Annotated in this window: 15 protein-coding genes, 1 pseudogene and 1 riboswitch; of the genes and pseudogenes, 3 read left to right on the top strand and 13 right to left on the bottom strand. The window is 63.4% G+C overall.

Annotated features, from left to right (window positions below; translation table 11 throughout):
* Positions 1-2 precede the first annotated feature (2 nt).
* Both A3A9_RS0107320 and A3A9_RS0107325 read right to left on the bottom strand, forming a co-directional pair.
* Entirely contained in the window at positions 3-1241 is a 1239-nt protein-coding gene (locus tag A3A9_RS0107320; RefSeq protein WP_027058192.1) for a class I SAM-dependent RNA methyltransferase, read from the bottom strand.
* Positions 1238-2002, bottom strand: a complete 765-nt coding sequence (locus A3A9_RS0107325; RefSeq protein WP_027058193.1) for a TlyA family RNA methyltransferase — start codon at positions 2000-2002, stop codon at positions 1238-1240. Before A3A9_RS0107325 ends, A3A9_RS0107320 begins: the two co-directional genes overlap by 4 nt.
* 159 nt (positions 2003-2161) lie before the next feature.
* Between A3A9_RS0107325 and A3A9_RS0107330 the strand changes: the two genes are divergently transcribed.
* Positions 2162-2563: a GFA family protein gene (locus A3A9_RS0107330; RefSeq protein WP_027058194.1), complete on the top strand. Its 402-nt coding sequence runs from the start codon at positions 2162-2164 to the stop codon at positions 2561-2563.
* Here the strand turns inward: A3A9_RS0107330 and A3A9_RS0107335 are convergent.
* The 6 genes from A3A9_RS0107335 to A3A9_RS0107360 form a co-directional block, all read right to left on the bottom strand.
* Entirely contained in the window at positions 2560-2853 is a 294-nt protein-coding gene (locus A3A9_RS0107335; RefSeq protein ID WP_027058195.1) for a hypothetical protein, read from the bottom strand. The genes A3A9_RS0107330 and A3A9_RS0107335 overlap by 4 nt on opposite strands.
* Positions 2854-3001: 148 nt before the next feature.
* Positions 3002-4915, bottom strand: coding sequence for a 1-deoxy-D-xylulose-5-phosphate synthase (dxs, locus tag A3A9_RS0107340; protein WP_027058196.1), 1914 nt, complete (start codon positions 4913-4915; stop codon positions 3002-3004).
* Between the two features lie 184 nt (positions 4916-5099).
* Positions 5100-6020, bottom strand: coding sequence for a pirin family protein (locus A3A9_RS0107345; RefSeq protein WP_027058197.1), 921 nt, complete (start codon positions 6018-6020; stop codon positions 5100-5102).
* Positions 6021-6059: 39 nt separating this feature from the next.
* A complete protein-coding gene (locus tag A3A9_RS0107350; protein ID WP_027058198.1) occupies positions 6060-6326 on the bottom strand; it encodes a DUF2277 domain-containing protein in 267 nt (88 codons plus the stop codon).
* Positions 6327-6425: 99 nt separating this feature from the next.
* Positions 6426-6677: an exodeoxyribonuclease VII small subunit gene (locus tag A3A9_RS0107355; RefSeq protein WP_027034215.1), complete on the bottom strand. Its 252-nt coding sequence runs from the start codon at positions 6675-6677 to the stop codon at positions 6426-6428.
* Positions 6678-6680: 3 nt separating this feature from the next.
* Positions 6681-7607, bottom strand: coding sequence for a histone deacetylase family protein (locus A3A9_RS0107360; RefSeq protein WP_027058199.1), 927 nt, complete (start codon positions 7605-7607; stop codon positions 6681-6683).
* A 177-nt stretch (positions 7608-7784) separates the two neighbouring features.
* Positions 7785-7966, top strand: a riboswitch (cobalamin riboswitch).
* A gap of 101 nt (positions 7967-8067) precedes the next feature.
* Between A3A9_RS0107360 and bluB the strand changes: the two are divergent.
* Positions 8068-8727 (top strand): annotated as a pseudogene (gene bluB / locus A3A9_RS45675) (5,6-dimethylbenzimidazole synthase); the annotation flags it as partial.
* Between the two features lie 86 nt (positions 8728-8813).
* Here bluB and A3A9_RS0107370 read toward each other — a convergent pair.
* Positions 8814-9797: a hypothetical protein gene (locus A3A9_RS0107370; RefSeq protein ID WP_027058201.1), complete on the bottom strand. Its 984-nt coding sequence runs from the start codon at positions 9795-9797 to the stop codon at positions 8814-8816.
* Between the two features lie 102 nt (positions 9798-9899).
* Positions 9900-10508, bottom strand: coding sequence for a TetR/AcrR family transcriptional regulator (locus A3A9_RS0107375; RefSeq protein WP_027058202.1), 609 nt, complete (start codon positions 10506-10508; stop codon positions 9900-9902).
* A 118-nt stretch (positions 10509-10626) separates the two neighbouring features.
* Here A3A9_RS0107375 and A3A9_RS0107380 point away from each other — a divergent pair, with 118 nt between their 5' ends.
* Complete coding sequence (locus tag A3A9_RS0107380) at positions 10627-11850, top strand: MFS transporter (RefSeq protein ID WP_027058203.1); 1224 nt, start codon at positions 10627-10629, stop codon at positions 11848-11850.
* A 35-nt stretch (positions 11851-11885) separates the two neighbouring features.
* On the opposite strand, the gene A3A9_RS0107385 is transcribed toward A3A9_RS0107380, so the two are convergent.
* The 3 genes from A3A9_RS0107385 to aroC form a co-directional block, all read right to left on the bottom strand.
* Positions 11886-12428: a GNAT family N-acetyltransferase gene (locus tag A3A9_RS0107385; RefSeq protein WP_027058204.1), complete on the bottom strand. Its 543-nt coding sequence runs from the start codon at positions 12426-12428 to the stop codon at positions 11886-11888.
* A gap of 35 nt (positions 12429-12463) precedes the next feature.
* Positions 12464-13564, bottom strand: coding sequence for a 3,4-dihydroxy-2-butanone-4-phosphate synthase (gene ribB, locus A3A9_RS0107390; protein ID WP_027058205.1), 1101 nt, complete (start codon positions 13562-13564; stop codon positions 12464-12466).
* A 109-nt stretch (positions 13565-13673) separates the two neighbouring features.
* Positions 13674-14780, bottom strand: coding sequence for a chorismate synthase (gene aroC, locus A3A9_RS0107395; protein WP_027058206.1), 1107 nt, complete (start codon positions 14778-14780; stop codon positions 13674-13676).
* Between the last annotated feature and the right edge of the window lie 115 nt (positions 14781-14895).

Here is a 14895-nt window from a genome sequence, read left to right on the forward strand (position 1 = left end):
GCTCAGCCGCGCCTTCTCCTGGGTTTTTCCAGCAGAGCGACCGCCTCGACATGGGGCGACCACAGGAACTGGTCGACCGGCGTCACGCTTTTCACGGTGTAACCACCGTCGATGAGGATGCGCAGGTCACGAGCCAGCGTCACCGGGTTGCAGGATACGGCGGCAACGAAGGGAACATCCGAGCGGGCAATCTGCTTCGACTGGTCCTCGGCGCCCGCGCGAGGCGGGTCGAACACCAGGCCGTCGAAGGCATTCAGCTCCTTGAAGGTCAACGGACGGCGGAACAGATCGCGGCGTTCGCCTGTCACCTTCTTCAGCCCTGTTGCGAAGCGTGCGCCACGGTCGAGCGCCGAGAGCGCTGGCGCGTCGCCTTCCACGGCATGGACTTCCGACTTCGCGGCCAATCGCAGGGCAAAGCTGCCGCAGCCGGCGAAAAGGTCGGCGACCTTCTTGGCGCGCTTGAGATGTCCACCGACGATCTCGGCCATTGTCTGTTCGGCTGCCTCGGTCGCCTGCATGAAGGCGCCGGGTGGCAAGGCGACCGCGACGCTGCCGAACGTGACCACCGGCTTCCTCGGCTCGATGACGATCTCGTCATCGATGGACAATCTGGCAAAGCCTTGCGCAAGGACAAAATTGGAGGCGATGCGGCGCTGGTGTTCGCCGAGCTTGCCGGAGTCGTACACCGCGACATCGAGCCCCGACCCGGTCACCGTGACCGCCATCCGGAACGATTTCGTGGTGGCGCATATCAAATCGGCGAGCGCCCTCAGCCGGTCGAGCGCGGCGACAATCTCGGGCAGCGAGATCGGGCATTCGGATATGGAAATGATCTCCGGCGACAGATGGCTGTTGAAGCCTAGCTGCATGCCCATATCGGTGCGCCGGGCGGCGAGCACGACACGGCGGCGCGTGTGCGGCGCGCAGACGACCAGTGCGCCGATCTCGCAATCGATGCCCTTCAAGGCGTGCACCACCTTGTCGCGCTTCCACTGGCGATAGGCTTCGGCCTCGAAATGCTGGAGGGCGCAGCCGCCGCATTCGGTGAAATGGCGGCAGGCAGGCTCAATGCGAAGTGGCGAGGCCTCCAGCACCGCCATCAGCGTGGCGCGGTCGCGTTCACGAGCGGCCGTGACAGTCTCCCCCGGCAGCGTGAACGGGATAAAAAGATCGCCGCTTTCGGTCTCGGCAATGCCGTCGCCCTGAGCGCCAAGCTTTTTGATGGTGAAGCGCGTGCTCATCGGTCCTTGATCCCACCGAGAAGAAACTCGCGATTGCCGTCGCCGCCTTCGATCGGCGACAGATGCAGGCCGAGCGAGCGCCAGCCGGGAACGTCGTCCAGCCAATCCTGCAGCAGGCCGGCGACACCGGCGGCGGCGAACGGGTCTTTCAACAGACCACCCTTGCCGATCGCCTCGCGGCCGGCCTCGAATTGCGGCTTGACCAGAAAGATCGCGCCGGCACCGGGCTTCGCAATGGCGAGCGCCGGCGGCAGCGCCAGTTTCAGCGAGATGAAGCTGACGTCGGAGACAATGAAATCCGGAGCACGGCCGGCGAGATCGACGATGGTCAGGTCGCGGGCGTTCAGCCCCTCGATGACTGTCACGCGGGGGTCACCGCCGATATCAGGATGAATCTGGGCATGACCGACATCGATGGCGGTGACATGGGCAGCGCCGCGTTCCAGCAGCACCTGGGTGAACCCGCCGGTCGACGCGCCGATGTCGAGCGCCTCGCGACCGGCTGGATCGAGACCGAAATGGTCGAGGCCGCCGATCAGCTTGAGCGCCGCGCGCGAGACATAGCCTTGCGCCGGATCATCGACGGCAACAAGGCATTGCGGCGAAACGTTCTGACCGGGCTTGCGGGCAAGGACGCCATCAACCGTCACCGTGCCGCGCTCGACCGCGTCGCGGGCACGCGAGCGGCTGGCAAACAGGCCGCGCTGGACGAGCAGGTCGTCGAGCCGCTGGCGTGTGCTGGCTGGCAGAGGCGAGTTCATCGGCCTTCATGGCGAAAGCCGGCCGCGAAGGCAAGGATAATGGGCGGGACCGCGGAACATCCACACCGGGCTGACGCCTCCGCAACTTGCGATCACCGTTGTAGGCCGGCACAATGGCGAGGACGAGCGCCATCCACACTTGGACCCGAAGGAGGCCGGATGCTGACGGGAGCCTGCCACTGCGGCGCGACGCACTGGACCTTGGAGGGCGATCCCGGGCCAATCACGGCTTGCAACTGCACGCTGTGCCGTCGCTATGGGACGCTCTGGGCTTACGACTTTGTCGATGAGCGTATCCGCGTCGTTGGACAGGTAAGCAGCTACACCCGTGTCGGAAAAGACGAGCCTTCGCTCGGGATTCTTTTCTGTCCGACCTGTGCCTGCGTGCTGGCCTGGCGTGGCTTGCGCGCCGGTGCCTCCGGCCGAACACGAATCGCCGTCAATGTGCGCCTGGCGCCGCCCGAAACCGTTGCCGATCTGCCGATCGACCATTTCGATGGCCTCGATACCTTCGACGACCTGCCGCGCGATGGCCGCTGCGTGCGTGATATGTGGTTCTAAAAGATGGTGCGGGACACCTGACGCTCGACGGCTGGAGACAAACCGTCGTCCCTATCCCCCGAGGCTTGCACAGCCGGATGCTCGGTCGCAACGGCAGACACCGGAGCAACATCTGGCAGAACCACAAGCTGCGGCACCTGCTTGTAGGAAAAGCCACCACGGATATCGCCCATCTTGCTGGCGACGATGCCCTGCGCCGCCTTTTCAAGATTGCGATCATAGCGCGTCTCGGCAGCGGCGGGTGCTGCAATGGCGGCTGAAAGTGCCACGCCACACAGAAGCGTTCTCATCGTTGTTGTCTCCCTGCCTGGTCACGATCTAGCAGGATGCCGTTGAAAAACGGCCAAGAGACACGGTAAGCAAAGCGCCAAACGGCAGCGTTAACAATGCGTTACAAAATCAAGCCGGCAAACTTGATCAAGCACTTGAGATTTTGATTCAGGCGCGCTGGGCGCGGACTGTATGCCCGAGTGCAACGAATACGGTGCGCACGATACCGGCGGCATCGAGACCGGCATCGGCATACATCTTTTCCGGCTTGGCGTGGTCGCTGAAGACATCAGGCAGGACCAGCGGACGCACCTTCAGGCCACTTTCCAGCAATCCTTCATGAGCGAGGAACTGCAGCACATGGCTGGCGAAGCCGCCGATGGCGCCCTCTTCCACCGTCACCAGAACCTCGTGCGAGCGGGCCAGCCGCCGGATCAGACCCTCGTCGAGCGGCTTGGCGAAGCGGGCATCGGCGACCGTGGTGGAAAGTCCGGCCGCGCCGAGTTCCTCGGCGGCAACAAGGCAATCCTGCAAGCGCGTGCCGAAGGACAGCAGCGCTACCTTGCTGCCTTCCCTGATGATGCGGCCCTTGCCGATGTCGAGCACCGAGCCGCGCTCCGGCATGTCGACGCCGACGCCATTGCCGCGCGGATAGCGAAAGGCGATCGGGCCGTCATCATAGCTCGCGGCAGTGCGCACCATGTGGCGCAGCTCCGCCTCGTCCGCCGCCGCCATGACGACAAAGCCCGGCAGGCTTGCCAGGAAAGTGGTGTCGAAGGCGCCGCAATGGGTGGCGCCATCGGCGCCGACGAAACCGGCGCGATCGATGGGAAAGCGCACCGGCAGTTTCTGGATCGCGACATCGTGGACGACCTGGTCGTAGGCGCGCTGCAGGAAGGTCGAGTAGATCGCCGCGAACGGCTTGTAGCCTTCCGTCGCCAGGCCTGCGGCGAAGGTCACCGCATGCTGTTCGGCAATGCCGACATCGAAGGTCCTGGATGGAAACACTTCGCCGAACAGGTCGAGCCCGGTGCCGCCCGGCATGGCGGCGGTGACGGCGACGATGCGGTCGTCCTCACGAGCCTCCTGGATCAGGCTTTCGGCAAACACCTTGGTATAGGCCGGCGCGTTGGCCGGCGCCTTGGCCTGTGCGCCGGTGATGACGTCAAACTTGTTGACGCCGTGATACTTGTCGGCGGCTGCTTCCGCCGGCGCATAACCCTTGCCCTTCTGGGTGACGACATGGATCAGCACCGGGCCTTCGCCATTGTCTCGGACGTTTTTCAGGACCGGGATCAGATGTTCCAGATTGTGACCATCGATCGGACCGATGTGATAGAAACCGAGCTCCTCGAACAAAGTGCCGCCGGTGACGTAGCCGCGCGCATGCTCGACCGCCCTGGTGATCGCGCGATCGGCCCGCCGGCCGAGATAGGATGTCAGTTTCTTGCCGAAATCGCGCAGGCCGGCATAGGCCTTGCCCGAGGCGAGGCGCGCCAGATAAGCACTCATGGCGCCGGTCGGCGGGGCGATCGACATGTCGTTGTCGTTGAGGATGACGATGAGGCGCGCATCGAGCGCACCGGCATTGTTCATCGCCTCGTAAGCCATGCCGGCCGACATGGCGCCGTCGCCGATGACGGCGATGACATTGTTGCGGCCGCCTGCGAGGTCGCGGGCAGCAGCCATGCCGAGGCCGGCCGAGATTGAGGTCGAGGAGTGGGCGGCGCCGAACGGATCGTATTCGCTTTCGGCGCGGCGGGTGAAGCCGGACAGGCCGCCTTCCTGGCGCAGTGTGCGGATGCGGTCGCGGCGGCCGGTCAGGATCTTGTGTGGATAGGCCTGGTGGCCGACATCCCAGATCAGCCGGTCATCCGGGGTGTTGAAAACATAGTGCAGCGCCACCGTCAGTTCGACCACGCCTAGGCCAGCACCCAGATGGCCACCGGTGCGGGACACGGCGTCGACCAGTTCGGCGCGCAGCTCGAACGCCAGTTGCGGCAATTCGCTCTCGTCAAGCGCGCGCAGATCCGCCGGAATGCGGACTTTGTCGAGAAGCGGCGTATGCGGCGTTGCGTTCACGGGTGCTCAGGCTTTCTGTTTATCGGCGGGATAGGCCGCCGACCGGCGAAAGTAAATGCGTGTCGGTGACGCGGGCCTGCTCCCAAAATGACAACGCGTCGAAACAGCTTATGTCCGCGCTTTCAAGTCCTTGTTTTCGTGCATAACGTGGTCCCGAAACCGGGCCGCTTTTGGGCGATATTCTTTAGTTTTCCGGCAGCGGGATGAACTCTTCCTCATCTCCAGGAACGATATCGAAGCGGCCCGTCTTCCATTCCTGTTTGGCCTGTTCGATGCGTTCCTTCGACGAGGAGACGAAATTCCACCAGATGTAGCGCTTCGAGCCGAGCGAGGCACCGCCGAAGAGCATGAAATGCGCACCGGTTTGCGACGATATGACGATCTCGTCGCCGGGCCGGAACACCAGCAGCCGTTCGGCCGGAAAGACGTCGCCCGAAATCGCGACCTCGCCTTCCAGCGTGTAGATGGCGCGCTCTTCGGCATCGGCCGGAATTTTCACGCTGGCGCCCGGAGCCAGTCTGAGGTCGGCGTAGAGCGTCTCGGTATCGGCCCGCACCGGCGAGCGCAGTCCCTGGAAATCGCCGATGACGACGCGGCCGCTGATGCCTTCAGCGTCGATCTCGGGAAGCAGCAAGGCAGCCGTGTTCTCGAACACCGGGGCGACTTCCTCCTTGCCGTCCGGCAAGGCAAGCCATGTCTGCAGGCCGGAGATCGACATCGGCGCGCCGCGCAGCTCCTCGGGCGTCCGCTCGGAATGGACGATACCACGGCCGGCGGTCATCAAATTCACGTCGCCAGGCTGGATCACCATTTCGGTGCCCAGCGAGTCGCGATGCCTGATCTTGCCGTCGAACAGATAAGTCACCGTCGACAGGCCGATATGCGGATGCGGGCGGACATCCATCGCCTGGCCGCCGCGCAGGATCGCCGGGCCCATGCGGTCGAAGAAGATGAACGGCCCGACCAGCCGCCTCTTGGCGGTCGGCAAGGCGCGGCGCACCTCAAAGCCGCCAATGTCCTTGGCGTTCGGGATGACCATCAGCTCGATCTGGTCGCTGGCGAAGGCATCGCCGGCTTCAGGGTCTTTCCCGGGGAAGAAACTCACGAGACCTCCTTGTCAGCGGACAATGCCCGCTTGCACGCATCAGGCAAAGCGGATCGCCGCCTTTGCCCGCAGCTTGGCCGCCACCTCCTCGCGATTGCGCGGATGCTGGTGGGTTTCGAGCGAACCGAGCAGTTCGCGCGCCGATGCCGCAATGGCTTCGACGGCGTGGTCGAACGCATGCTGGTTCTGTTTCGACGGCCTGGTCGCCCCGCTCAGCTTGCGGACGAACTGAAGGGCCGCGTCGCGGACTTCGTCATTGGTTGCCGGCGGATCAAAATTGAACAGGGTCTTGATGTTTCTGCACATCGCTTCCGTATCTCCTCTCGTCCTGGAGCCGTTTCAATCGGGATGAACTCTATCCTCAATCATGATCATGTTCAAAAGTCGGTGATACGGCTCCGTGCCTCAATCCGCGTCGAGTGGCTCCGTTCCAACCGGCTTGCCGTCGCGCGACAGCCTGATCTTCTCGACCTTGTCCTCGGCGGCTTTCAGCAGCCGGTCGCAATGCGCCTTCAGCGCCTCGCCGCGCTCATAGATCTTGATCGACTGGTCGAGCGGCACGTCGCCACGCTCCAAATCATCGACGATCTTCTCCAGCGCGTCGAGTGCCTGCTCGAAGCTCATCGCCTTGACGTCTTCGTTGGTCTCAGCAGCCATCATTCATCCTTTCATCAGTCGCCCGACATGGGCGGCGACCGAAAATGCCAGTCCCTGCAGATCGTAGCCGCCCTCGAGCAGGCTAACGAGCCGGTTGCCACTGTGGCGCGCAGCACGCTGCATCAGCTGCCCGGTCGCCCAGTCGAAATCGTCCTCGGTCAGATTGATCTCAGCCAGCGGATCGCGGTGGTGCGCATCGAAGCCGGCCGAAATGATGATCAGATCGGGCGCGAAATTGTCGAGCGCCGGCAGCACGCGCGACAGGAAGGCATCGCGAAACACCTCGCTGCCGGTCTGCGGGGCCAAGGGTGCGTTGACGATGTTGCCGGCTCCGGTCTCGCTCTTCGCGCCGGTGCCGGGATAGAGCGGCATCTGGTGCGTCGAGCAATAGAGAACCGACGGATCGTCCCAGAAGATATCCTGCGTGCCATTGCCGTGGTGCACATCCCAGTCGACAACGGCAACACGCTCGACGCCATGCTTCTTCTGCGCATAGCGCGCCGCGATCGCCGCCGTGTTGAAGAAGCAGAACCCCATCGCCGTCGTCTTTTCGGCATGGTGTCCGGGTGGCCGGGCGGCGACAAAGACATTATCGGCACGGCCGGAAAAAACATCGTCGACGGCGGCGTTGGCGGCACCGATCGCGGTGATCACTGCTTGCCAGCTCTTCGGGCTGGCCGTGGTGTCGGCGTCGATACGGGCGATGCCCTCGTCAGGAATGGCGGCGCGCACGCGGGCGACGAAATCGGCGGGATGGGCGTAGAGGATGGTGGCCTCATCGCCCTCCGGCGCCTTGACGCGATCGAGTGCGGCAAAGGCTTCGTCGTCGAGCGCACGCTCAATGGCGCGCAAGCGGTCCGGCCGCTCGGGATGGCCGGGCGGCGTGAGGTGTTCGAGGAAGATCGGGTGCGTGTAGAGACGGGTTGTCATGCTCCCTATCTAGTGCCCCGGCGCCGCGATGGCCATGCGTTGCGGCTTGATGGCTGGGGAAAATCACGCCTGCGTCCATTGGTGTCGCCGCGGGGATTGGCGCCGCCAGCGCTTCAGCGTAAGGTCACTGATACTGCCTGGTGCTCGCCGGTCTGTTTGTTTAGCCGCATTCTGCGACGCCAAGTGATTTCACTTGGCTGCAAATGCTCTGGCGGGAGAATCGGGAACACGGTTCAATTCCGTGGCGTGCCCAACGCTGTGAGGGGGACCGCGCCGGTAAATGCCACTGTCGATGACGGGAAGGCACCGGACGCGGGTTGATCCCGAGCCAGAAGACCGGCCTGGCAGGCATCGTCATCCGCATGGTCAGGCGGGTGGCCTCAGAGCAACGTGCGTCCACTTGGACGCACAAAGTGCGCTCTGACGATGTCAAACTATTGCAATCGCAAGGGGACACGCGATGCCGGAACACATGACCGCTCCTATGGGCGACGGATTCGACCAGACAGCGCGCGACGCGGTCTACCGCGCCATGTTCACGCGGCGCGACGTGCGCAGCCATTTCCTGCCCACAGCGCTCGACGATGAGGTGCTGGCGCGGCTTTTGCTCGCGGCCCATCACGCGCCATCGGTCGGCTTCATGCAGCCGTGGAATTTCATCGTCATCCGCGACGCCGCCAGACGGGAGAAGGTGCGTGACCTGTTCCTGGCCGCGCGCGAACAGGAACTACCAGCCATCGAGGAAGAGCGGCAGGCGCTCTACCGGAAGCTCAAGCTGGAAGGCATCTGCGAAAGCGCGCTCAACATCTGCATCACCTGCGACCGCGAGCGCTCGAAGGGTTCGCCGCTCGGACGCTGGCACAATCCGGAGATGGATCTCTACAGCACGGTCTGCGCGGTGCAGAATTTCTGGCTGGCCGCGCGGGCCGAGGGCATCGGCGTCGGCTGGGTCAGCATCATCGAGCCGCAAGCGTTGAAAAGCCTGTTGGCCATTCCTGATCACGTGACGCCGATTGCCTATCTTTGCGTTGGCCGTGTCTCCGAGTTCGCGCCCAAACCAGACCTTGAAACGCATGGCTGGGGCCGGCGGCTGCCGCTGCCCGAACTGATCATGAGCGAGATTTTTTGTGGGCAAGGTGAGACACCACTCAAGTCAGCGGTGGCACATCTCAACACCGTTGCTGTTGCGCCGGCGCCCTGCGCTGATCAGCGCGTCGCGCCCGCGGTGCCCCAGCGCGAGCCGCCGAACGAGGCAAGCGCCTTGTCCTTGAGTTCCCTGAACTTCGACGACGCCTCTGCCAGCCGGGCGTCCCAAGCCGGATCTGGCACCTGGCCCTCAATGGTCTTGAAATAGACCTGCATCAGGCAGGCGATGGCGAAGGGCTCGATGAAGGCAGCCTTGAAGGCCCAGGCAAAGACGATGGCCAGCACGAAGGCCCAGCCGGCAAGCTGCCCAGGCATCATGAAAAGAATGGCTGCGGCCGGGGCCAGCATCAGTAGGAAGATCACGAACGACACGCCCCACATGATGACCGCCAGCCAGACGGCGTTCTTGACCATGACCTTGCCGTTCTGGGCATAGAGCACGACGCCTTGGCGCGCCGTCTCAAACGGCGAGGATGAGTTGATGCGGATGTTGTAGCCGAGGATGATCTCGTCGACATAGGTCAGCGACAGGCGGATCACCGTGTTGATGAAAGAGACCAGGCCGCTCAGGCCCGGAATGGGCAGGAAAGCGGCGATGCCGCCAAGCAGGCCGGTGATGGCACGGATGGCGCCCTTGACCAGCTGGTCGACGACAAAGAGGATGTTGGCCTCGGCGAAACGCTCCGTCACGACTTGCTTGGCATAGGCTATCTGGTTCTGGCCGTCAGGAACATCCCGGCCGTCGATCAGATGGACCATGACGGCGATGTGGCCGGCCTTGACGACGTAGAGAATGTATTCGCGGATCCAGTAGACGGCTATCGAGACGACAGCGAAACCGACCACGCCGCCCCACAGGGCAAAGGACAATGGGCCATCTGGATCTGTGGAGATATGGCCGACGCCATAGCCGACCGAGGCGCCGGTGCCGGTCGCCATGATGTAGGCCAGCGTGATGCCGAAATAGACGATCATGCGAAAGACAATGAACGGCCATGTCCGCATCATGATGGACACCGACCGGCCGATCTCGAAATCCCACATGCGCCGAATCTCCCCTCAGAGATGGAGGCCGAGGATGAACCCAGACCAGCGATTGTCAACATCGGCAAATGCCGGGGATCGGTCTGGAATCTGTGTTTGCTGTCAGTCGGTGCGGCCCCCGTTTTTTTTCAACAGCCCTTCGAGCAGTTGCTTGAACGCCGCCACCACCATCTTCGACGTCGCTTCGGGGTCGTTCGAATTGGCGATCCGTTGCGATGCCTGGCTGCTCGCCCCGTTGATCAGCCGTGCGGCGGTCTCGGGATCGAGGCCTGGGACAACCACCCCTTCCCCCTGCAGCACGGCCAAATGATCCGCCATTGAACCGACACAGGCATTGGCGTTCGACCATTGTGCCGGATCGCCCAGCACGGCCGGACCATCGCGGAACATGATGCGCTGGATTTCCGGCTCCAGTGCCATCTCGATATAGGTCGTGCATTCGTCTACGAAACGTTGCCAGCGGGTCGGCGCTCTCGACGCGACCTCGTTCACCCGAGCCGCCATCTCGGCGTCGATCTCGGCGATAACCGCCTCCAACAGCCCCTTCTTGTCACCAAAATGGTGGTAGAGTGCGCCGCGTGTCAGCCTGGCCGATGCTGTGAAATCATCCATAGACGCTTCGGCGTAGCCGATCGTGCCGAAGGCCCGGCGGGCCGCGGCGATCAGCTTGGCGCGCGTCTCGGCGATCATCTCCTTGCGGGGTCTGTGCATGCGTCTGGCCCCATCCGCATACGCTCCGTATGCCAATTGACATACGTCGCGTATGGTCTATCTAATCCTCATACGCTTCGTATGTAATTGTCGGATCGCCTTTTGTCGAGGAATTACAATGCAAAACCCCTATGCTGAAATCTTTCGTGCCCCGGGAGCCACGGGCTTCGCGGTCGCAGGCTTCATCGCCCGCCTGCCGATCGCCATGGCGCCGATCGGCATCGTTGCCATGCTGTCGCAGACGCGCGGCGAATACTGGCTGGCGGGTGCGGTCGCGGCGACGTTCGCTCTGGGCAACGCATTCGTTTCGCCGCAAACGTCGAGGCTGGTGGACCGCCTTGGCCAGACGCGGGTTGCGGTCCCCACCACCCCCCTCACATTCATCGCCTTTGCGGTGCTGATTGTTGCGGCCAATCAGGACTGGCCGGTATGGACGCTGTTCGTGTCGGCGCTGGCGGCAGCCGCCATGCCCAGCATGCCGGCGATGGTTCGCGCGCGCTGGACCGAGCTTTTTCGCGGACGCCCGCAAATGAACACTGCCTTCGCCTTCGAGTCGGTCGCGGACGAACTGGTCTATATCGTCGGCGCATCGCTTTCGGTGGGACTGAGCGCCGCGCTGTTTCCGGAAGCCGGCGTCCTAGCAAGCACGCTGTTTCTTGCCATTGGCTGGGCCGCGTTCCTCCTGCAGCGTTCGACCGAACCACAAGTTCGGCCGGCTGGTCATGGCTCCAGCGGCTCGGCAATCCGTCTGCGGCCCGTGCAGATCATCACCTTCGCCATAATCTTCGTTGGCGCGACCTTCGCAACGACAGAGGTCAGCACGGTAGCGCTCACCAAGGAGCTCGGCCAACCCGGTGCCGCCAGCTTCGTCATCGGCGTCTATGCGCTGGGATCGTTCATGCTCGGCATAGTGGTCGGCGCGCTCAACCTGAAGGCGCCGCTGCAGCGGCAGCTCGCCATTGCAGTCGCCGTCCTGGCGCTCAGCACATTGCTGCCGCTCGCCGCCGGCTCGGTGCCACTGCTCGCACTGACCGTGTTCCTTAGCGGCGTGGCGATCTCGCCGACCTTCATCACCGCTTTCGGCCTGATCGAACGGCATGTGCCGGAAGCAATGCTGACCGAGGGTATCACCTGGGTGACCACAGGCATCGGCATCGGCATGGCGCTGGGCGCGTTTGTCGCCGGCGCGGTGGTGGATGCGTTCGGCGCCCAGAACGGGTTCTGGGTTTCGGTCGCATCAGGCACAATTGCCCTGATCACCGTGCTGCTTGGCCAGCGCAGCCTTGCCACTCATAAATGCGAGATGGAGGGATGCGAAGCCGCTGCTGTCCCCGCGGAATAGTGCGTTCGGTCCCTGTCGGGGCCGTGCACTCCGCTCTATGCGGCGGGACCTGAAATACGGATCCAGCGCGGCCGCGCTAGCGCAAAAAGCATCGTTGGCGCGCCGTGCAACATCACCTCTTGCTCGAAGGCGAAGCCGGATTTCTCCAGCACCCGCCGCGATGCCGGATTGGCGGCACGGACGAGGCCGATGACCCGGTCGGCATGCAGAGGACCGAACGCGGCATGCAGCGCCGCCGTGACCAGTTCCGTGGCATAGCCATGGCCCCAGCTCTCCGGATGAAGATGGTAGGACAGGTTCAGGCCGTCGAAATTCGCCGATAGCGTGACGCCACCGAAGCCGACCAGCTTTCCATCGGCCTCGACCGCCCAGCGACCAAAGCCATGCTTGTCCCAATGGCCGATGTCGCGGCCAAGCCTGGCGGCACTCTGCTGAGGCGTGTCCGCAACAGGATCGGGGCGATGAGCGACAAGTTCATGACGCGAGAAGAGATCGACCAGGAAATCCAGATCAGCCTCCGCCGGCCGGCGCAGCAAAAGCCGTCCACTGCGCTGGCTCAAAGGCAATGACGCGTTCATGCCGTCATCTTCCGGCAAAGGGATGGATAGACCCTTCAGAGAATCTCGGTCTTGGCGATATGGATGCCAAAACCTTCGAGGCCGACATAGTGGCGCTCGCGCGAGGCGATCAGGTTGATCGAGGAAATGCCGAGATCTTTCAGGATCTGCGCGCCGAGGCCGATTTCGCGCCATTCATTCTCGCGGCGGCGGGCCTCGTCATGATCCTCGCGGTCGCCGCTCAGCGGGCGCTTGCGCTCCTGATGCGCGACGCCGACCGATCCTTCTCTGAGATAGACGATGACGCCGCGCTTGCGCTCGCCCATTGCCTTCATGATGCCGTCGAGCCGATGGCTGGTGCCGAAAACGTCGGTCACCACATCCTCGGAATGCAGCCGTACCGGCACGTCCTCACCATCGCGGATATCGCCGAACACGACGGCGACGTGATGCATGGTGTCCCACGGCAGCGTGTAGGTGAAGACCTGTGCCTTGCCGCCGAGCGTGTCGATCTCGGAACAGGCGACGCGTTCGACCAGCGTTTCCTTGCGCTGGCGGTAGGCGATGAGGTCGGCGACCGATACTTGCTTGAGGCCGTGCTCCTCCGCAAAGGCCGCGACCTGCGGGCCGCGCTTGACGGTGCCGTCATCATTGACCAGTTCGGAAATGACACCGATCGGCGGCAGGCCGGCGAGCTTGCAAAGATCCACCGCCGCTTCGGTATGGCCTGAACGCATCAGGACACCGCCTTCGCGCGCGATCAGCGGGAAGATGTGACCAGGGCGGACGAAATCGGAGGCGCCGACATTGCCGTTGGCGAGGTTGCGCACAGTCAACGTACGGTCGTCGGCCGAGATGCCTGTTGTCGTGCCATGCTTGAAATCGACGCTGACGGTGAAGGCGGTGGTGTGCGCGGAATCATTGTCGGCGACCATCGGCTGCAGGTTGAGCCGCTTGGCTTCCTCGCGCGGCATCGGCGTGCAGACGATGCCGGAGGTGTTGCGGATGATGAAGGCCATTTTCTCGGGCGTGCAGTGGACAGCGGCGACGATCAGGTCGCCCTCGTTCTCGCGCCCATCATCATCCATGACGACGACGATCTCGCCGCGTTCGAAAGCGCGGATGGCTTCGACAATCTTCTTCTGGTCGTAAGGCATGGCAACTCGCTTCGCTCGCAGGGCAGTAGGGGAATAGGGCAGTAAGGCACTAGGGAAAAGGAAAAAATTGGCAGTCTCAGGGGCTGTTGTAGCATACTGCCCTACTACCCTATTCCCCTCCCTTTCCCGTCTGTCCGCGATGCCGCAGGTAATGATCGGCAATGGCGCAGGCAACCATCGCCTCGCCGATAGGCACGGCGCGGATGCCGACGCAGGGGTCGTGCCGGCCCTTGGTCATGATCTCGACGTCGTGGCCATCCTTGTCGATTGACTTTCGCGGCGTCAGGATCGACGAGGTCGGCTTGACGGCGAAGCGGGCGATAATCGCCTGGCCGGTCGAGATGCCACCAAGGATGCCGCCGGCATTGTTGGACAGGAACACCGGCTTGCCGTCATTGCCGACGCGCATCTCGTCGGCATTCTGCTCGCCGGTGATCTGGGCGGCCTCGAAACCATTGCCGATCTCGACGCCCTTGACCGCGTTGATCGACATCAGGCCGGAAGCAATGTCCTGGTCGAGCTTGGCATAGATCGGCGCGCCGAGGCCTGGCGGAACGCCATCGGCGACGATCTCGATGACGGCACCGACAGATGAGCCTGCCTTGCGGATGCCGTCGAGATATTTGGTGAAGACGGGAACGGACGCCGGATCGGGCGTGAAGAACGGATTTTCCGCATCGCCGATGAAATTCCAGTTCCAGTTGGCGCGATCTATTCGTTTTTCGCCCATCGACACCAGCGCGCCACGCACCACCATGCCCGGCACCACCTTGCGCGCCAGGGCACCGGCTGCCACCCGCGCGGCGGTCTCGCGAGCCGAGGAGCGGCCGCCGCCGCGATAGTCGCGTATGCCGTATTTGACGTCATAGGTGTAGTCGGCATGGCCCGGCCGGTACTGACGGGCGATCTCGCCATAGTCCTTGGAACGCTGGTCGACATTTTCGATCAGCATCGAGACGGGCGTGCCGGTGGTGATCATCGTTTCGCCGTCCTCGTCAAACACGAAGCCCGACAGCACCTTTACCTCGTCGGGCTCGCGGCGCTGGGTGACGAAGCGCGACTGGCCCGGCCGGCGCTTGTCGAGTTCGGTCTGGATTTCGTCACGCGTGAAGCGGATGCCGGGCGGGCAGCCGTCGACCACGCAGCCAAGTGCTGCGCCGTGGCTTTCGCCCCAGGTGGTGACGCGGAAAAGATGGCCGAACGTGTTGTGAGACATGGAAAAGCGCCCTGCCCGGCAGCGGAGCCGGGTGAAGCCTGCCTTCTATTGGCGTTTTTTGCAGTGGTCAAACTGTCATCCCTGCCGTTTAAGTTTTGACACATTCGGCTGGTTT

It is taken from the genome of Mesorhizobium loti CJ3sym (assembly GCF_000472785.1).
Taxonomy (GTDB): Bacteria; Pseudomonadota; Alphaproteobacteria; order Rhizobiales; family Rhizobiaceae; genus Mesorhizobium; species Mesorhizobium loti_E.